This window comes from Streptomyces sp. NPDC057623 (genome assembly GCF_042800355.1).
Lineage (GTDB): Bacteria > Actinomycetota > Actinomycetes > Streptomycetales > Streptomycetaceae > Streptomyces.
In genome coordinates, this window is record NZ_JBHVGZ010000119.1 from 1 (window position 1) to 17,751 (window position 17,751).

Sequence of the window (17,751 nt, forward strand, 5' to 3'; positions counted from 1 at the left end):
TGTCGCCACGTTTCTGCTGAAGGGGCTCAACCCTCCGGAGCGCTCAGCTCTCCTCGGCGTGGGAGACCGCGCGACGCGCGTCCGCGTCCAGCACACCCCAGCTGATCAGCTGCTCGGTGAGGACCGAGGGCGACTGGTCGTAGATGACGGCGAGTGTGCGCAGGTCGTCCTGGCGGATCGAGAGCACCTTGCCGTTGTAGTCACCGCGCTGCGACTGGATCGTCGCGGCGTACCGCTGCAGGGGGCCCGCCTTCTCGGCCGGTACATGGGCCAGCCGCTCCAGGTCCAGGACCAGCTTCGGCGGCGGCTCGGCGGCGCCGCCCGGAGTCGTGCCCGGGAGCAGTTCCTGCACCGGGACGCCATAGAAATCCGCCAACTCGGCGAGGCGCTGCACGGTCACGGCGCGGTCCCCGCGCTCGTAGGAACCGACCACAACGGCCTTCCAGCGTCCCTGGGACTTCTCCTCGACACCGTGAAGAGAAAGGCCCTGCTGGGTGCGGATGGCCCGGAGCTTGGCCCCGAGCTGTTTGGCGTATTCGCTGGACATATAGCTCCCCGGCACTGGGTCGACGCGGCCGGCTTGGGTTCCATGCCGCGCGGTTGGTAACTCACTGTGAGGTTACGCAGCGTTACTCTGGCGCGTCAAGCCGAATGGTCCACACCGACGCTTCCGTGCTATCGGTGGCCGATTAGGCCAAGGGGGTGAACGGAAGCGGGGCGTCGGCCTGCTACGGTGGATGGCGCAAACCAGACGTCCTTTAAGGTCCGTCCCGTGAGGCGGAGAAGGAGGTCCCTTTCGTATGGACAGCCAGCAGGACACGCAAGCGTCCGACGCCCGGCCCGTTCTCGAAGGCCCTGACATCGCGCGGGTGTTGACCCGCATCGCCCATGAGATCGTCGAACGCGCCAAGGGCGCCGACGACGTGGTGCTCCTCGGCATTCCGACCCGCGGCGTCTTCCTCGCCCAGCGGCTCGCCGCCAAGCTGGAGCAGATCACCGAGCGCAAGATCCCGGTCGGCTCGCTCGACATCACCATGTACCGCGACGACCTGCGCATGCACCCGCCGCGTGCGCTGGCCCGCACCGAGATCCCCGGTGACGGCATCGACGGCCGCCTCGTCATCCTCGTCGACGACGTCCTCTTTTCCGGCCGCACCATCCGCGCCGCCCTCGACGCGCTGAACGACATCGGTCGTCCGCGCGCGGTCCAGCTCGCGGTCCTCGTCGACCGGGGCCACCGCGAACTACCCATCCGCGCCGACTACGTCGGCAAGAACCTCCCCACGTCGTTGCGGGAGACGGTCAAGGTCCAGCTCGCCGAGGAGGACGGTCGCGACACCGTGCTGCTCGGTGCGAAGCAGACCCCGTAGCAAGCCGGCGGGAACGCCTCCCTTCGGCATGCCCGCACTTGCCCGTAATCTCCCGAACTGCCTTACGGAGCCTGACAGATGCAGCGTCATCTCATCTCGGCCGCCGACCTCACCCGCGACGACGCCGTCCTGATCCTCGACACCGCCGAGGAGATGGCCCGGGTCGCCGACCGGCCGATCAAGAAGCTGCCGACCCTGCGCGGCCGCACCGTCGTGAACCTCTTCTTCGAGGACTCCACGCGCACGCGTATCTCCTTCGAAGCCGCGGAGAAGCGCCTGTCCGCGGACGTCATCAACTTCACCGCCAAGGGGTCGAGCGTTTCCAAGGGCGAGTCCCTGAAGGACACCGCCCAGACCCTGGAGGCCATGGGCGTCGACGCCGTCGTCATCCGGCACGGCGCCTCCGGGGCCCCGTACCGCCTCGCCAACTCCGGCTGGATCGACGCCGCCGTCATCAACGCCGGTGACGGCACCCACCAGCACCCCACCCAGGCCCTGCTGGACGCCTTCACCATGCGGCGCCGGCTCGTCGGCCGGGACGCCGGGCTCGGCCAGGACCTCGCCGGCCGGCGCATCACGATCGTCGGCGACGTCCTGCACAGCCGGGTCGCCCGCTCCAACGTCGACCTGCTGCACACCCTCGGCGCCGAGGTCACCCTGGTCGCCCCGCCGACCCTGGTGCCGGTCGGCGTCGAGACGTGGCCCTGCGAGGTGTCGTACGACCTCGACAGCACCCTGGCGAAGACCGACGCGGTGATGATGCTGCGCGTGCAGCGCGAGCGCATGAACGCCGCGTTCTTCCCGACCGAGCGCGAGTACTCGCGGCGATACGGCCTCGACGGCGACCGCATGGCGCGGATGCCCGAGCACGCGATCGTGATGCACCCCGGCCCGATGGTGCGGGGCATGGAGATCACCGCCGAGGTCGCCGACTCGGACCGCTGCACCGTCGTCGAGCAGGTCGCAAACGGAGTGTCCATCCGGATGGCCGTTCTGTATCTGCTGCTCGGAGGCAACGAACCCGCCCTCACCCACGCCCGTACCACCGAGGAGAAGTAAGACAGATGAGCAAGATCCTGATCCGTGGTGCGAAGGTGCTCGGTGGCGAGCCGCAGGACGTCCTGATCGACGGTGGCGTCATCGAGGCGGTCGGAGCCGGGCTCTCGGACGAGGGCGCCGAGGTCGTCGAGGCCGCCGGCAAGGTGCTGCTGCCGGGGCTCGTCGACCTGCACACCCACTTGCGTGAGCCGGGGCGCGAGGACTCCGAGACCGTGCTGACCGGCACGCGCGCGGCCGCCTCCGGCGGCTACACGGCCGTCTTCGCCATGGCCAACACCTTCCCGGTCGCCGACACCGCCGGTGTCGTCGAGCAGGTCTACCGGCTCGGCCAGGAGCATGGCTACTGCGACGTGCAGCCCATCGGTGCCGTGACCGTCGGCCTGGAGGGCAAGAAGCTCGCCGAGCTGGGCGCCATGCACGAGTCGGCCGCCGGCGTCACCGTCTTCTCCGACGACGGCAAGTGCGTCGACGACGCCGTGATCATGCGCCGGGCGCTGGAGTACGTGAAGGCCTTCGGCGGCGTCGTCGCCCAGCACGCGCAGGAGCCGCGGCTGACCGAGGGCGCCCAGATGAACGAGGGCATCGTCTCCGCCGAGCTGGGGCTCGGGGGCTGGCCCGCGGTGGCCGAGGAGTCGATCATCGCCCGGGACGTCCTGCTCGCCGAGCACGTCGGCTCCCGCGTGCACATCTGCCACCTCTCGACCGCGGGATCGGTGGAGATCGTGCGCTGGGCCAAGTCCCGCGGCATCGACGTGACCGCCGAGGTCACCCCGCACCACCTCCTCCTCACCGACGAGCTGGTCCGCAGCTACAACCCGGTCTACAAGGTGAACCCGCCGCTGCGCACCGAGCGTGACGTGTTGGCCCTGCGCGAGGCACTCGCCGACGGCACGATCGACATCGTCGCCACCGACCACGCCCCGCACCCGCACGAGGACAAGGACTGCGAGTGGGCCGCCGCCGCCATGGGGATGGTCGGCCTGGAGACCGCGCTGTCAGTGGTGCAGGAGACCATGGTGGACACCGGGCTCCTCACCTGGGCCGGGGTGGCCGAGCGCATGTCCTTCAAGCCCGCCGGGATCGGGCAGGCCAAGGGGCACGGCCGACCCGTCTCGGCTGGTGAGCCCGCCAACCTCACGCTCGTCGACACGGAATACCGTGGGTCCGTGGACCCCGAGGGCTTCGCCTCGCGCAGCCGCAACACTCCGTACGAGGGGCGTGAGCTGCCGGGCCGTGTGACGCACACGTGGCTCCGGGGCAAGGCCACGCTCGTCGACGGGAAGCTCACGTGACACCTGCAACACTGCTCGCAGCCGGATCCGGGCTCGCGGCCGATCAGAAGTCGGCCGAAGTGACCGACTGGGCCGCCCGCGTCGGCTGGGTCGTCGGACTCGCCCTCTTCGTCGCGCTCGTCTACTGGCTGATGCGCGAGGGCTGGAAGTGGCGGGGCACGCTCCAGGGCGACCTGCCCGAGCTGCCCAGCGCGCCGGACGACCCCGGCCCGGCCAGACTGGGCATGAGCGGCCGCTACCACGGCTCGACCACGGCAGGTCAGTGGCTGGACCGCATCGTGGCGCACGGCCTCGGCACCCGCAGCCGGGTCGAGCTCACGCTGACGGACGCGGGACTGGACGTCGTACGCCCCGGCGCGACCGACTTCTTCGTCCCGGCCGACCGGCTGCGCGAGGCCCGGCTCGACAAGGGCATCGCCGGCAAGGTCCTGACCGAGGGCGGACTGCTCGTCGTGACCTGGGCGCACGGCGAACGCCTGATCGACTCCGGGTTCCGCTCGGACCACGCGGCGGAGCACAACGAGTGGGTCGACGTCATTAACTCCATGATCAACACCAACAGCACGGAAGGCGCCGAACGATGACGACCTCCATCCAGGGGACCGCCTCGCCGAGGCACAAGGCGGCTCCCGCCGTACTCGTCCTGGAGGACGGCCGGATCTTCCACGGCCGCGCCTACGGGGCCGTGGGGGTGACCTTCGGCGAGGCCGTGTTCTCCACCGGCATGACCGGCTACCAGGAGACCCTCACCGACCCGTCGTACCACCGCCAGGTCGTCGTGATGACCGCCCCGCACGTCGGCAACACCGGCGTCAACGACGAGGACCCGGAGAGCAAGCAGATCTGGGTCGCCGGATACGTCGTACGCGACCCCGCGCGCGTGCCGTCCAACTGGCGCTCCCGGCGCTCACTGGACGACGAGCTGCGCCACCAGGGCGTCGTCGGGATCTCCGGCATCGACACCCGCGCGCTGACCCGTCACCTGAGGGAGCGCGGCGCCATGCGCGTCGGCATCTTCTCCGGCAACGCGCTGCCCGACGAGGGCACCATGCTCGCCGAGGTCCGCCAGGCCCCCGAGATGAAGGGCGCCGACCTCTCCGCCGAGGTCGCCACCAAGGAGGCCTACGTCGTCCCGGCGATCGGCACGAAGAAGTTCACCGTCGCCGCCGTCGACCTCGGCATCAAGGGCATGACCCCGCACCGGATGGCCGAGCGCGGCATCGAGGTGCACGTGCTGCCCGCCACGGCGAGCGTCGACGACATCTACGCCGTGAACCCGGACGGTGTCTTCTTCTCCAACGGTCCCGGCGACCCGGCCACCGCCGACCACGCCGTCTCCGTCATGCAGGGCGTGCTGGAGCGCAAGACCCCGCTCTTCGGTATCTGCTTCGGCAACCAGATCCTGGGCCGCGCACTCGGGTTCGGCACCTACAAGCTGAAGTACGGCCACCGCGGCATCAATCAGCCGGTGCAGGACCGCACGACCGGCAAGGTCGAGGTCACCGCGCACAACCACGGCTTCGCCGTCGACGCCCCGCTCGACAAGGTCTCCGACACCCCCTACGGCCGCGCCGAGGTCTCCCACGTCTGCCTCAACGACAACGTGGTGGAGGGCCTCCAACTGCTCGACCAGCCGGCCTTCAGTGTCCAGTACCACCCCGAAGCGGCAGCCGGTCCGCACGACGCCGCCTACCTGTTCGACCGCTTCACGTCTTTGATGAGCACAGCTCCGATGGAGGGCCAGCGTGCCTAAGCGCACCGATATCCAGTCCGTCCTGGTCATCGGCTCCGGCCCGATCGTCATCGGCCAGGCCGCCGAGTTCGACTACTCCGGCACCCAGGCGTGCCGCATCCTGCGCGCCGAGGGCCTCAGGGTCATCCTCGTCAACTCCAACCCGGCGACGATCATGACCGACCCGGAGATCGCCGACGCCACCTACGTCGAGCCGATCACCCCGGAGTTCGTCGAGAAGATCATCGCCAAGGAGCGCCCGGACGCCCTGCTGCCCACCCTGGGCGGCCAGACGGCCCTCAACACGGCGATCTCGCTGAGCGAGGCCGGCACCCTGGAGAAGTACGGCGTCGAGCTGATCGGCGCCAACGTCGAGGCCATCAACAAGGGCGAGGACCGCGACCTCTTCAAGGACGTCGTCGAGGCCGTCCGCGGCAAGATCGGCCACGGCGAGTCCGCCCGCTCGGTCATCTGCCACTCCATGGAGGACGTCCTCGCGGGCGTCGAGACGCTCGGCGGCTACCCGGTGGTCGTGCGCCCGTCCTTCACCATGGGCGGCGCCGGCTCCGGCTTCGCGCACGACGAGGAGGAGCTGCGCCGCATCGCCGGCCAGGGCCTGACCCTGTCTCCCACCACCGAGGTGCTCCTGGAGGAGTCCATCCTCGGCTGGAAGGAGTACGAGCTGGAGCTGATGCGCGACAAGCACGACAACGTCGTGGTCGTCTGCTCCATCGAGAACTTCGACCCCATGGGCGTGCACACCGGTGACTCGATCACCGTCGCCCCCGCGATGACGCTCACCGACCGCGAGTACCAGACCCTGCGCGACATCGGCATCGCCGTGATCCGCGAGGTCGGCGTCGACACCGGCGGCTGCAACATCCAGTTCGCGGTCAACCCCGAGGACGGCCGGGTCATCGTCATCGAGATGAACCCGCGTGTGTCGCGGTCCTCGGCGCTCGCCTCCAAGGCGACCGGTTTCCCGATCGCCAAGATCGCCGCCAAGCTGGCCGTCGGCTACACGCTCGACGAGATCCCGAACGACATCACACAGGAGACCCCGGCCTCCTTCGAGCCGACGCTCGACTACGTGGTCGTGAAGGCCCCGCGCTTCGCCTTCGAGAAGTTCCCACAGGCCGACTCCACGCTGACCACGACCATGAAGTCGGTCGGCGAGGCCATGGCCATCGGCCGCAACTTCACCGAGGCCTTCCAGAAGGCGCTGCGCTCGCTGGAGAAGAAGGGCAGCCAGTTCACGTTCGTGGGCGAGCCCGGCGACAAGACCGAGCTGCTGCGCGAGGCCGTACGGCCCACCGACGGCCGCATCAACGCCGTCATGCAGGCGATCCGCGCGGGCGCCACCCAGGAGGAGGTCTTCGAGTACACGAAGATCGACCCCTGGTTCGTCGACCAGCTCTTCCTCATCAAGGAGATCGCCGACGAGATCGCCGAGACCCCGAAGCTCACCCCCGAGCTGCTCGCCGAGGCCAAGCGGCACGGCTTCTCCGACCAGCAGATCGGCGACATCCGCGGGCTGCGCGAGGACGTCGTGCGCGAGGTCCGGCACGCCCTCGGCATCCGTCCGGTCTACAAGACGGTCGACACCTGCGCCGCCGAGTTCGCGGCCAGAACGCCGTACTTCTACTCCTCGTACGACGAGGAGAGCGAGGTCGCTCCGCGGGAGAAGCCGGCCGTCATCATCCTGGGTTCCGGCCCCAACCGCATCGGCCAGGGCATCGAGTTCGACTACTCCTGCGTCCACGCCTCCTTCGCGCTGAGCGACGCCGGGTACGAGACCGTGATGGTCAACTGCAACCCGGAGACCGTCTCCACGGACTACGACACCTCCGACCGCCTGTACTTCGAGCCGCTGACGCTGGAAGACGTGCTGGAGATCGTCCACGCGGAGCAGCAGGCCGGTCCGGTCGCGGGCGTGGTGGTGCAGCTGGGCGGACAGACCCCGCTGGGCCTGTCGCAGGCACTGAAGGACAACGGCGTGCCGATCGTCGGCACCTCCCCGGAGGCCATCCACGCCGCCGAGGACCGTGGCGCCTTCGGCCGCGTCCTCGCCGAGGCGGGTCTGCCGGCCCCCAAGCACGGCACCGCCACCACCTTCGCCGGCGCCAAGGCCATCGCCGACGAGATCGGCTACCCGGTCCTGGTACGGCCGTCGTACGTGCTCGGCGGACGCGGCATGGAGATCGTGTACGACGAGACGCGGCTCGCGTCCTACATCGCCGAGTCGACCGAGATCAGCCCCTCGCGGCCGGTCCTCGTCGACCGGTTCCTGGACGACGCGATCGAGATCGACGTCGACGCGCTCTACGACGGCGAGGAGCTGTACCTCGGCGGCGTCATGGAGCACATCGAGGAGGCCGGCATCCACTCCGGCGACTCCGCGTGCGCGCTGCCGCCGATCACGCTGGGCGGCTTCGACATCAAGCGCCTGCGCGCCTCGACCGAGGCCATCGCCAAGGGCGTCGGCGTGCGCGGCCTGATCAACATCCAGTTCGCGATGGCCGGCGACATCCTCTACGTCCTGGAGGCCAACCCGCGCGCGTCCCGTACGGTTCCCTTCACCTCGAAGGCGACCGCGGTCCCGCTGGCCAAGGCCGCCGCCCGGATCTCGCTGGGCGCGACGATCGCCGACCTGCGTGCCGAGGGCCTCCTCCCGGCGACCGGCGACGGCGGCGAGCTCCCGTTCGACGCGCCGATCTCCGTCAAGGAGGCCGTCATGCCGTGGTCGCGCTTCCGCGACATCCACGGGCGCGGCGTCGACACCGTCCTCGGCCCGGAGATGCGCTCCACCGGCGAGGTCATGGGCATCGACTCCGTCTTCGGCACGGCGTACGCCAAGTCGCAGGCGGGCGCGTACGGTCCGCTGCCGACCAAGGGCCGCGCGTTCATCTCGGTCGCCAACCGCGACAAGCGCTCGATGATCTTCCCGGCGCGCGAGCTGGTCGCCCACGGCTTCGAGCTGCTCGCGACGTCCGGCACGGCCGAGGTGCTCAAGCGCAACGGCATCAACGCCACCGTCGTGCGCAAGCAGTCCGAGGGCACCGGCCCGAACGGCGAGAAGACCATCGTCCAGCTCATCCACGACGGCGAGGTCGACCTCATCGTCAACACCCCGTACGGCACCGGCGGCCGCCTCGACGGCTACGACATCCGTACGGCGGCCGTGGCGCGGTCGGTCCCGTGCCTGACGACGGTCCAGGCTCTCGCCGCCGCCGTCCAGGGCATCGACGCCCTCAACCACGGTGATGTGGGCGTCCGTTCGCTCCAGGAACACGCCGAGCATCTGACCGCGGCCCGCGACTAGCAGCCCTGAGGGGGACACCGGAGACGGTGTCCCCCTCTTCATGAGGACCCCGGTCTTCATGAGGACCTTGAGGATTCCCGAGATGTACAAGCTGTTCTTCCGACTGGTCTTCCGACGGATGGACCCGGAACAGGCCCACCACCTGGCGTTCCGCTGGATCCGACTCGCCGTCAGGATCCCCGTGCTGCGTACCTTCGTCGCCGCCGCACTCGCGCCCCGCTACAAGGAACTGCGCACCGAGGCCTTCGGGCTGCGCATGCACGGCCCCTTCGGGCTCGCCGCCGGCTTCGACAAGAACGCGGTCGCCATCGACGGCATGTCGATGCTGGGCTTCGACCACATCGAGATCGGCACCGTCACGGGGGAGGCCCAGCCGGGCAACCCCAAGAAGCGGCTGTTCCGCCTTGTGCAGGACCGGGCGCTGATCAACCGCATGGGCTTCAACAACGAGGGCTCGCTGGCCGTGGCGGCCCGTCTGGCCTCCCGTACGCCCGTCTTCGGGACCGTCGTGGGCGTCAACATCGGCAAGACCAAGGTCGTCCCGGAGGCGGAGGCCGTCGGCGACTACGTGAAGTCGACGGAGCGGCTGGCGCCGTACGCCGACTACCTGGTCGTCAATGTCTCCTCGCCCAACACGCCCGGCCTGCGCAACCTCCAGGCCACCGAGTCGCTGCGCCCGCTCCTGACCGCCGTCCGCGAGGCCGCCGACCGCACGGTGACCAGCCGCCGAGTGCCGCTGCTCGTCAAGATCGCGCCGGACCTGGCCGACGAGGACGTCGACGCGGTCGCCGACCTTGCCGTCGAGCTCGGTCTGGACGGGATCATCGCCACGAACACCACCATCGCCCGCGAGAGCCTCGGTTTGAAATCCGAACCCTCGCTGGTGGGGCAGGCCGGCGGTCTCTCCGGCGCGCCCCTGAAGGCGCGCTCCCTGGAGGTGCTGCGGCGCCTGTACGCGCGCGTGGGCGACCGGATCACCCTGGTGGGCGTCGGGGGCGTCGAGAACGCCGAGGACGCCTGGCAGCGGATCCTGGCCGGCGCCACGCTGGTCCAGGGGTACAGCGCCTTCATCTACGAGGGGCCCTTCTGGGGCCGTGCCATCCACAAGGGGCTCGCCGCGCGCCTGCGCACCAGCCCGTACGACACCCTCGCCGACGCGGTCGGCGCCGACGTCAGGAAGGCCGAGGAAGCCGCATGACTGCTCTGGAACCCTTCGGTGCACGCCTCCGCCGCGCGATGGACGAGCGTGGCCCCCTGTGCGTCGGCATCGACCCGCACGCGTCCCTGCTCGCCGAGTGGGGCCTGAACGACGACGTCGCCGGCCTGGAGCGGTTCAGTCGCACGGTGGTCGAGGCGATGGCCGACCGGGTCGCGGTGCTCAAGCCGCAGAGCGCGTTCTTCGAGCGCTTCGGGTCGCGCGGGGTGGCCGTGCTGGAGAAGTCGGTCGAGGAGGCGCGGGCGGCCGGGGCGCTGGTGGTGATGGACGCCAAGCGCGGCGACATCGGCTCGACCATGGCCGCGTACGCCGAGTCCTTCCTCCGCAAGGACTCCCCGCTGTTCTCGGACGCGCTGACGGTCTCGCCGTATCTCGGCTACGGGTCGCTGTCGCCGGCGATCGCGCTGGCTCGGGAGAGCGGTACCGGCCTGTTCGTGCTCGCGCTGACCTCGAACCCGGAGGGTGGCGAGGTCCAGCACGCGGTCCGCGCGGACGGCCGCAGCGTCGGCGCGACCATGCTCGCGCACCTGGCGGCCGAGAACGTGGGGGAGGAGCCGCTGGGGTCCTTCGGGGCGGTCGTCGGCGCCACGCTCGGCGACCTGTCGTCGTACGACCTCGACATCAACGGTCCGCTCCTCGCGCCCGGCATCGGGGCCCAGGGCGCCACGCCGGCGGACCTTCCCCGGGTCTTCGGCGCCGCGGCACGCAACGTCGTACCGAATGTCAGCCGGGGTGTGCTGCGGCACGGTCCCGATGTCGTCGCACTGCGTGACGCCGCGTCACGCTTCGCTGACGAGGTGGCGGACGCTGTGTCGGGCGTCTGACCGCCGTCAGGGGCGTTCGAGCCGCTCGGTGAGACCTCCGATGAGTCCTTCGGTGAGTGACTCCGGGGCGACTTGAGTCTGAATACATCCTCAAATCCGGGGCATTATGTCCTAAATGTCCGGCCTGATGGAGGCTGACCAGGACTTTTCCGCTGTTCTCGCTGACTCTGGCGGACTTGGCCGCTAGTCTCCGACGAGAGTGAACGGGCAAGCGTGTTGCTCGTAGCTCCCCAGGTGTGGGGCGACTAGGTTCCTCACCGGTCCGTATCCGACAGTCAACATCCGAGGTGACGTAGGCGTGGCTCTTCCGCCCCTTACCCCTGAACAGCGCGCAGCCGCGCTCGAAAAGGCCGCCGCGGCTCGCCGGGAGCGGGCCGAGGTCAAGAATCGACTCAAGCACTCCGGCGCCTCCCTTCATGAGGTCATCAAGCAGGGCCAGGAGAACGACGTCATCGGCAAGATGAAGGTCTCCGCCCTGCTCGAGTCCCTGCCGGGCGTGGGCAAGGTCCGCGCCAAGCAGATCATGGAGCGACTCGGCATCTCCGAGAGCCGCCGTGTGCGTGGCCTCGGCTCGAACCAGATCGCTTCCCTGGAGCGCGAGTTCGGCAGCACCGGTTCCTGATCCGGGTACTCCGGACCGGGAGTCCCGGGCACTCCGGGATTGCTGGAATAATCGCTGCATGAGTGAACGTCCGCGGCTGACCGTGCTCTCCGGCCCCTCCGGGGTCGGCAAGAGCACGGTCGTCGCCCATATGCGCAAGGAACACCCCGAGGTCTGGCTCTCGGTGTCGGCGACGACCCGCAAGCCCCGCCCGGGCGAGCGGCACGGGGTCCACTACTTCTTCGTCACCGACGAGGAGATGGACAAGCTGATCGCCAACGGTGAGCTGCTGGAGTGGGCCGAGTTCGCCGGCAACCGTTACGGCACGCCGCGTGCGGCCGTGCTGGAGCGGTTGGAGGCGGGGGAGCCCGTGCTCCTGGAGATCGACCTCCAGGGTGCCCGGCAGGTCCGCGAGTCCATGGCGGAGGCCCAGCTGGTGTTCCTGGCTCCTCCCTCCTGGGAGGAGCTCGTACGCAGACTCACCGGACGTGGCACCGAGTCGCCCGAGGTGATCGAACGCCGCCTGGAGGCGGCGAAGGTCGAGCTGGCGGCCGAGCCGGAGTTCGATGTGACCTTGGTCAACACCTCCGTCGAGGACGTGGCGCGTGAGCTGCTAGCCTTGATGGACGTTGTGTGATCGTGCCTGTCTGATCGTGACTGATTGATTCAGGTTCATTCAGGCTTGATCATTCGCACTGATTCTTTCCCATCCATCGGAAGGTAGAGCGTGTCCTCTTCCATCTCCGCGCCCGAGGGCATCATCAACCCGCCGATCGACGAGCTCCTCGAGGCCACCGACTCGAAGTACAGCCTCGTGATCTACGCGGCCAAGCGGGCCCGCCAGATCAACGCGTACTACTCGCAGCTCGGCGAGGGCCTCCTCGAGTACGTCGGTCCGCTGGTGGACACTCACGTCCACGAGAAGCCGCTCTCGATCTCCCTGCGCGAGATCAACGCGGGTCTGCTGACGTCCGAGGCCGTCGAGGGCCCGGCGCAGTAAGTAGTATTTTCAGCTTTGAGCTGGCTTTTCCACAGGCCCGGCAGCGCGACTGTCGGGCCTGTGGTCTGCTCGGGGGGTGCGAGGGGCGTCCCCCGCTGTGATGCAGCATGGAGTCGTCGGTTCAACGAGTGGGAGGCCCGGTGGGCAAGCCGAAGGTCGTTCTGGGGGTCAGCGGCGGCATCGCCGCGTACAAGGCCTGTGAGCTGCTGCGCAGGCTCACCGAGTCGGGGCACGACGTCCGGGTCGTACCCACCGCCTCCGCGCTCCACTTCGTCGGCGCCGCCACCTGGTCCGCCCTCTCCGGCAAGCCCGTCTCGACGGAGGTCTGGGACGACGTCCACGAGGTCCCGCACGTGCGCATCGGACAGCAGGCCGACCTGGTGGTCGTCGCCCCGGCCACGGCCGACACGCTCGCCAAGGCCGCGCACGGCCTCGCCGACGACCTGCTGACCAACACCCTGCTGACCGCGCGCTGCCCGGTGGTCTTCGCCCCGGCCATGCACACCGAGATGTGGGAGCACCCGGCCACCCAGGAGAACGTGGCGACGCTGCGCCGCCGCGGCGCGATCGTCATCGAGCCGGCCGTCGGCCGGCTGACCGGCGTCGACACCGGCAAGGGCCGGCTGCCCGAGCCCGCGGAGATCTTCGAGGTCTGCCGTCGCGTGCTCGCCCGCGGGGTCACCGAGCCGGACCTCAAGGGGCGGCACATCGTGGTGAGCGCCGGAGGCACGCGCGAGCCGCTGGACCCGGTCCGCTTCCTCGGCAACCGCTCCTCCGGCAAGCAGGGCTACGCCCTCGCCCGCACCGCCGCCGCCCGGGGCGCCCGGGTGACGCTGATCGCCGCCAACACCGGGATGCCCGACCCGGCCGGAATCGACGTCGTCCAGGTCGGGACGGCCGTACAGCTGCGCGAGGCCGTCCTCAAGGCGGCCGCGGACGCCGACGCCGTGGTGATGGCGGCGGCGGTCGCGGACTTCCGCCCGGCGGCGTACGCCACCGGCAAGATCAAGAAGAAGGACGGCCAGGAACCGGAACCCATCGTCCTGGTGCGGAATCCGGACATCCTCGCGGAGATCTCGACCGACCGCGCCCGCCCCGGCCAGATGATCGTCGGCTTCGCCGCCGAGACGGACGACGTCCTGGCCAACGGCCGCCGGAAGCTGGAGCGCAAGGGGTGCGACCTCCTCGTGGTGAACGAGGTGGGAGAGCGCAAGACCTTCGGCTCCGAGGAGAACGAGGCGGTCGTACTGGGGGCCGACGGCAGCGAGACACCCGTGCCGTACGGGCCCAAGGAGGCCCTGGCCGAAACCGTATGGGACCTGGTGGCGCGCCGCCTGGGTGCGAATGTTTGATGCGGTGCGGGTGTCCCCCGAGCCCCGTCCGATTCGGTTGTGGCGCCCCTGGCCAAGGGCGCGTGGGATTGGGCAGAATGCCCGTGCCGCAGGTCACAGCACTCCCGAGAGGCGAGACAGTGGGCCGGTGGCCGAGCGCGACAGATAAACTGTTCTCGGACGACGCCGGGCGCAGCCCCCGTCCCGTCCGCCAATGATCAGCCAGCAGCCGCTGCAACCACAGGGAGCGTTGTGTCCCGTCGCCTGTTCACCTCGGAGTCCGTGACCGAGGGTCACCCCGACAAGATCGCTGACCAGATCAGCGACACCATTCTCGACGCGCTTCTGCGCGAGGACCCGACGTCCCGCGTCGCCGTCGAGACCCTGATCACGACCGGCCTGGTGCACGTGGCCGGAGAGGTCACGACCAAGACGTACGCGGACATCGCGACGCTGGTCCGCAACAAGATTCTCGAGATCGGCTACGACTCCTCCAAGAAGGGCTTCGACGGCGCTTCCTGCGGCGTCTCGGTCTCGATCGGCGCGCAGTCGCCGGACATCGCGCAGGGCGTGGACACGGCGTACGAGTCCCGGGTCGAGGGCGACGAGGACGAGCTGGACCGCCAGGGCGCCGGTGACCAGGGCCTGATGTTCGGTTACGCGACGGACGAGACGCCGACGCTGATGCCGCTGCCGGTCTTCCTGGCGCACCGCCTGTCCAAGCGCCTCTCCGAGGTCCGCAAGAACGGCACCATCCCCTACCTGCGCCCGGACGGCAAGACGCAGGTCACCATCGAGTACGACGGCGACAAGGCGGTCCGCCTGGACACCGTCGTCGTCTCCTCGCAGCACGCGAGCGACATCGACCTCGACTCCCTCCTCGCGCCCGACATCCGGGAGTTCGTGGTCGAGCCGGAGCTGAAGGCCCTGCTCGACGACGGCATCAAGCTCGACACCGAGACCTACCGCCTCCTGGTCAACCCCACCGGTCGCTTCGAGATCGGTGGCCCGATGGGCGACGCGGGTCTGACCGGCCGGAAGATCATCATCGACACCTACGGCGGCATGGCCCGTCACGGCGGCGGCGCGTTCTCCGGCAAGGACCCGTCCAAGGTGGACCGTTCGGCGGCGTACGCGATGCGCTGGGTCGCCAAGAACGTCGTCGCGGCCGGTCTCGCCTCGCGCTGCGAGGTGCAGGTGGCGTACGCGATCGGCAAGGCCGAGCCGGTGGGCCTGTTCGTGGAGACCTTCGGCACCGCCAAGGTCGACGCCGAGAAGATCGAGAAGGCCATCGAAGCGGTCTTCGACCTGCGCCCGGCCGCGATCATCCGTGACCTGGACCTGCTCCGCCCGATCTATGCCCAGACCGCGGCCTACGGCCACTTCGGCCGTGAGCTGCCGGAGTTCACCTGGGAGCGGACGGACCGGGTGGAGGCGCTGCGGAAGGCAGTGGGCCTGTAAGGCTCCTCAGCTGTAAGAGGCCCGGTGTCCCTGGCGGGAGCCGGGCCTCGTCCGTGTTCACGGGCACGGCCTGCCGTCCGGTGACGGGTGGTCCCGTGCGCTGCCGGTCCCGGGCCGGCGGCGGCTGTCAGTGGCGTTTGGTAGGAATGCAAGTGTGAGCAGCGAGAACGAGAGTGGCGGTGGCGGGGCCGAGGGGGCGTCGCCCGAGCAGCTCGCGCTCATTCGGGAGAGTGTGCGGCAGGCGAAGGTGCCGCGGGCCAAGCCCAGGACCTGGCGGGGGGCCGAGCTCGCGAAGGAGCTTCCGGTCGCGCGGGTGCTGGTCGACAAGGGCGTGCTGCATCTCGACCGGTACTTCGACTACGCCGTGCCCGCGGAGCTCGACGCCGAAGCGCAGCCCGGGGTGCGGGTGCGGGTGCGATTCGGCGCCGGGCGGCATCGGGTGCGGGAGGGGCGGCGTGAGGGCGGGGGACTCATCGACGGGTTCCTTGTCGCGCGGCTCGCCGAGTCCGACTACTCCGGACCCCTCGCCGCGCTCGCACAGGTCGTTTCGCCGGAGCGGGTGCTGAGCGAGGAGTTGCTCGGGCTCGCGCGGGCCGTGGCCGATCGGTACGCGGGGGGCCTCGCCGATGTGCTTCAGCTGGCCGTGCCGCCGCGCAGTGCGCGGGCCGAGCAGCGGCCGTCACCGGAGCCGCTCGCGGCCCCTGACAGGCCCGGGACGGGGTCCTGGGGGCGGTATGAGCGGGGGGGCGCGTTTCTGGAGTCGCTGGCCTCCGGGGGTGCGCCGCGTGCCGTGTGGAACGCGCTGCCCGGACCCGAGTGGAGCGAGGAGTTGGCCCGGGCCGTCGCCGCGACGCTCGCCTCCGGACGGGGGGCGCTCGTCGTGCTGCCCGACGGGCGGGCAGTGGCGCGGGTCGATGCCGCCCTGACCGCGCTCATGGGCAAGGGACGGCATGCGGTGCTGACCGCCGACGCCGGGCCCGAGAAGCGGTATCGGGAATGGCTCGCGGTACGGCGGGGGAGCGTCCGGGCGGTCGTGGGGACTCGGGCGGCCATGTTCGCGCCCGTGCGGGACCTCGGGCTGGTCGCCCTCTGGGACGACGGCGACGACAGCCACAGCGAGCAGCACGCCCCGCAGCCCCATGCGCGTGAGGTGCTGTTGCTCCGGGCCGCCCAGGACAAGTGCGGCTTTCTGCTGGGGAGTTGGAGCTGCACCGTCGAGGCGGCCCAGCTCGTGGAGAGCGGGTGGGCCCGGCCCCTGGTCGCCGGGCGGGAACAGGTGCGGGGCGCGGCTGCGCTCGTACGGACCGTGGGGGACGCGGATCTCGCGCGGGACGAGGCCGCGCGGGCCGCTCGGCTGCCGACCCTCGCCTGGCAGGCGGTGCGGGAAGGGCTGCGGCAAGGGCCGGTTCTGGTGCAGGTGCCCCGGCGTGGGTACGTGCCGCGGATGGCCTGCGCCAACTGCCGTGCCCCCGCTCGGTGTCGGCACTGCGCCGGGCCGCTGGAGGCGCACGGCTCCGGAGCCGACCTGCGGTGCGAGTGGTGCGGGCGCGAGGAAGGGGCCTGGCACTGCCAGGAGTGCGGTGCGTTCCGGCTGCGCGCTCAGGTGGTGGGGGCGCGGCGGACCGCCGAGGAGTTGGGGCGGGCCTTTCCCGCCGTTCCGGTCCGCACCTCCGGGCGTGAGCATGTGCTGGACACCGTGCCGGGCACGCCCGCACTGGTCGTGAGCACGCCGGGGGCCGAGCCCGTCGCCGAGGGCGGCTATGCGGCGGCCCTGCTGCTGGACGGCTGGGCCATGCTCGGGCGGCCCGATCTGCGGGCCGGGGAGGACGCGTTGCGCCGCTGGATCGCGGCCGCGTCCCTGGTGCGGCCGCAGAGCGCCGGGGGGACGGTGGTCGTCGTCGCCGAGCCCACGCTGCGGCCCGTGCAGGCGCTGGTGCGCTGGGATCCGGTCGGGCACGCGGTGCGGGAACTCGGTGAGCGGGCCGAACTGGGGTTTCCGCCGGTGTCCCGGATGGCTTCCGTGGCCGGTCCGGGGGAGGCCGTCACCGAGTTTCTGCGTACGGCCGAACTGCCGGCGGACGCCGAGGTGTTGGGGCCCGTGCCGCTGCCCGTCACGGCGGTGGGACGACCGCGCCGTGTGGGGGCGCCGCCGCCCGGCGAGCAGTGGGACCGGGCGCTGGTGCGGGTGCCGCCCGGGAGCGGGGCCGCGTTGGCGTCCGCGTTGAAGGCCGCGCAGGCGGCGCGGATGGCGCGTGGGGGTGCGGAGGTCGCGGTGCGGGTTCGGATCGATCCGCCGGACATCGGGTGAGGTCGGCTGTCCCCTGTTTCCGGTTGCCCGGGGCCCTGGAGACCGTGATGTGCCGGCGGTGGTGCTGACGTCGCGGGCGGGCCCATGGGCTCCGGCATGGCTCTGCCCCTCCCGGGTGCGCTTCGGGAGGGGCAGAGTGAGGGGGGGTGCCCCTATCTCTTTCGTCAAGGGGCGGGTCGGTTGATTGGTGATGTTTCAGGCGGCTTGGGGGACGGCTTGAGGTTCGAAGAACGTG

The 17,751-nt window shown here is 70.4% G+C and carries 15 protein-coding genes; 14 read left to right on the forward strand and 1 reads right to left on the reverse strand.

The window, feature by feature from the left end; genetic code table 11:
* Positions 1-43: 43 nt before the first annotated feature.
* Positions 44-547 (reverse strand): transcriptional regulator BldD, encoded by a 504-nt coding sequence (bldD, locus tag ACFU95_RS48795; RefSeq protein ID WP_004002691.1) that lies wholly within the window; start codon positions 545-547, stop codon positions 44-46.
* A 253-nt stretch (positions 548-800) separates the two neighbouring features.
* Between bldD and pyrR the strand changes: the two genes are divergently transcribed.
* From pyrR to ACFU95_RS48865, 14 genes are all read left to right on the forward strand, one after another.
* Entirely contained in the window at positions 801-1,370 is a 570-nt protein-coding gene (gene pyrR / locus ACFU95_RS48800; protein ID WP_383843650.1) for a bifunctional pyr operon transcriptional regulator/uracil phosphoribosyltransferase PyrR, read from the forward strand.
* 78 nt (positions 1,371-1,448) lie between these two features.
* Positions 1,449-2,429, forward strand: a complete 981-nt coding sequence (locus ACFU95_RS48805) for an aspartate carbamoyltransferase catalytic subunit (RefSeq protein ID WP_370255841.1) — start codon at positions 1,449-1,451, stop codon at positions 2,427-2,429.
* Between the two features lie 5 nt (positions 2,430-2,434).
* Positions 2,435-3,721 carry a dihydroorotase gene (locus tag ACFU95_RS48810; RefSeq protein WP_383843653.1) on the forward strand — a complete coding sequence of 429 codons (1,287 nt, stop codon included), beginning with the start codon at positions 2,435-2,437 and terminating at the stop codon, positions 3,719-3,721.
* A complete protein-coding gene (locus ACFU95_RS48815; protein WP_383843656.1) occupies positions 3,718-4,305 on the forward strand; it encodes a hypothetical protein in 588 nt (195 codons plus the stop codon). The genes ACFU95_RS48810 and ACFU95_RS48815 overlap by 4 nt, the downstream gene beginning before the upstream one ends.
* Complete coding sequence (gene carA / locus ACFU95_RS48820) at positions 4,302-5,474, forward strand: glutamine-hydrolyzing carbamoyl-phosphate synthase small subunit (protein ID WP_383843658.1); 1,173 nt, start codon at positions 4,302-4,304, stop codon at positions 5,472-5,474. The genes ACFU95_RS48815 and carA overlap by 4 nt, the downstream gene beginning before the upstream one ends.
* Positions 5,467-8,775, forward strand: coding sequence for a carbamoyl-phosphate synthase large subunit (gene carB / locus ACFU95_RS48825; protein ID WP_383843661.1), 3,309 nt, complete (start codon positions 5,467-5,469; stop codon positions 8,773-8,775). Before carA ends, carB begins: the two co-directional genes overlap by 8 nt.
* A gap of 82 nt (positions 8,776-8,857) precedes the next feature.
* Positions 8,858-9,973 carry a quinone-dependent dihydroorotate dehydrogenase gene (locus ACFU95_RS48830; protein WP_383843679.1) on the forward strand — a complete coding sequence of 372 codons (1,116 nt, stop codon included), beginning with the start codon at positions 8,858-8,860 and terminating at the stop codon, positions 9,971-9,973.
* Positions 9,970-10,815 (forward strand): orotidine-5'-phosphate decarboxylase, encoded by an 846-nt coding sequence (gene pyrF / locus ACFU95_RS48835; RefSeq protein WP_383843664.1) that lies wholly within the window; start codon positions 9,970-9,972, stop codon positions 10,813-10,815. Before ACFU95_RS48830 ends, pyrF begins: the two co-directional genes overlap by 4 nt.
* Before the next feature lie 298 nt (positions 10,816-11,113).
* On the forward strand, positions 11,114-11,437 hold the full coding sequence (locus ACFU95_RS48840) for an integration host factor (protein ID WP_003977346.1): 324 nt from the start codon (positions 11,114-11,116) through the stop codon (positions 11,435-11,437).
* Positions 11,438-11,495: 58 nt separating this feature from the next.
* Positions 11,496-12,053: a guanylate kinase gene (gene gmk, locus ACFU95_RS48845; protein WP_383843667.1), complete on the forward strand. Its 558-nt coding sequence runs from the start codon at positions 11,496-11,498 to the stop codon at positions 12,051-12,053.
* A 90-nt stretch (positions 12,054-12,143) separates the two neighbouring features.
* On the forward strand, positions 12,144-12,416 hold the full coding sequence (gene rpoZ, locus ACFU95_RS48850; protein ID WP_030247008.1) for a DNA-directed RNA polymerase subunit omega: 273 nt from the start codon (positions 12,144-12,146) through the stop codon (positions 12,414-12,416).
* A 140-nt stretch (positions 12,417-12,556) separates the two neighbouring features.
* The gene (coaBC, locus tag ACFU95_RS48855) at positions 12,557-13,768 is read left to right on the forward strand and encodes a bifunctional phosphopantothenoylcysteine decarboxylase/phosphopantothenate--cysteine ligase CoaBC (protein WP_383843670.1); all 1,212 of its coding nucleotides are present in this window, start codon (positions 12,557-12,559) and stop codon (positions 13,766-13,768) included.
* Positions 13,769-13,999: 231 nt separating this feature from the next.
* Positions 14,000-15,208 (forward strand): methionine adenosyltransferase, encoded by a 1,209-nt coding sequence (gene metK / locus ACFU95_RS48860; RefSeq protein WP_383843673.1) that lies wholly within the window; start codon positions 14,000-14,002, stop codon positions 15,206-15,208.
* Between the two features lie 154 nt (positions 15,209-15,362).
* Positions 15,363-17,516: a primosomal protein N' gene (locus ACFU95_RS48865; protein ID WP_383843676.1), complete on the forward strand. Its 2,154-nt coding sequence runs from the start codon at positions 15,363-15,365 to the stop codon at positions 17,514-17,516.
* Positions 17,517-17,751: the final 235 nt, after the last annotated feature.

Excerpts from the sequence above, each read along its gene's own strand:
- bldD (WP_004002691.1), bottom strand. The coding sequence starts at position 547 with ATGTCCAGCGAATACGCCAAACAGCTCGGGGCCAAGCTCCGGGCCATC.
- pyrR (WP_383843650.1), top strand. The coding sequence starts at position 801 with ATGGACAGCCAGCAGGACACGCAAGCGTCCGACGCCCGGCCCGTTCTC.
- ACFU95_RS48805 (WP_370255841.1), top strand. The coding sequence starts at position 1,449 with ATGCAGCGTCATCTCATCTCGGCCGCCGACCTCACCCGCGACGACGCC.
- ACFU95_RS48810 (WP_383843653.1), top strand. The coding sequence starts at position 2,435 with ATGAGCAAGATCCTGATCCGTGGTGCGAAGGTGCTCGGTGGCGAGCCG.
- carA (WP_383843658.1), top strand. The coding sequence starts at position 4,302 with ATGACGACCTCCATCCAGGGGACCGCCTCGCCGAGGCACAAGGCGGCT.
- ACFU95_RS48830 (WP_383843679.1), top strand. The coding sequence starts at position 8,858 with ATGTACAAGCTGTTCTTCCGACTGGTCTTCCGACGGATGGACCCGGAA.
- pyrF (WP_383843664.1), top strand. The coding sequence starts at position 9,970 with ATGACTGCTCTGGAACCCTTCGGTGCACGCCTCCGCCGCGCGATGGAC.
- gmk (WP_383843667.1), top strand. The coding sequence starts at position 11,496 with ATGAGTGAACGTCCGCGGCTGACCGTGCTCTCCGGCCCCTCCGGGGTC.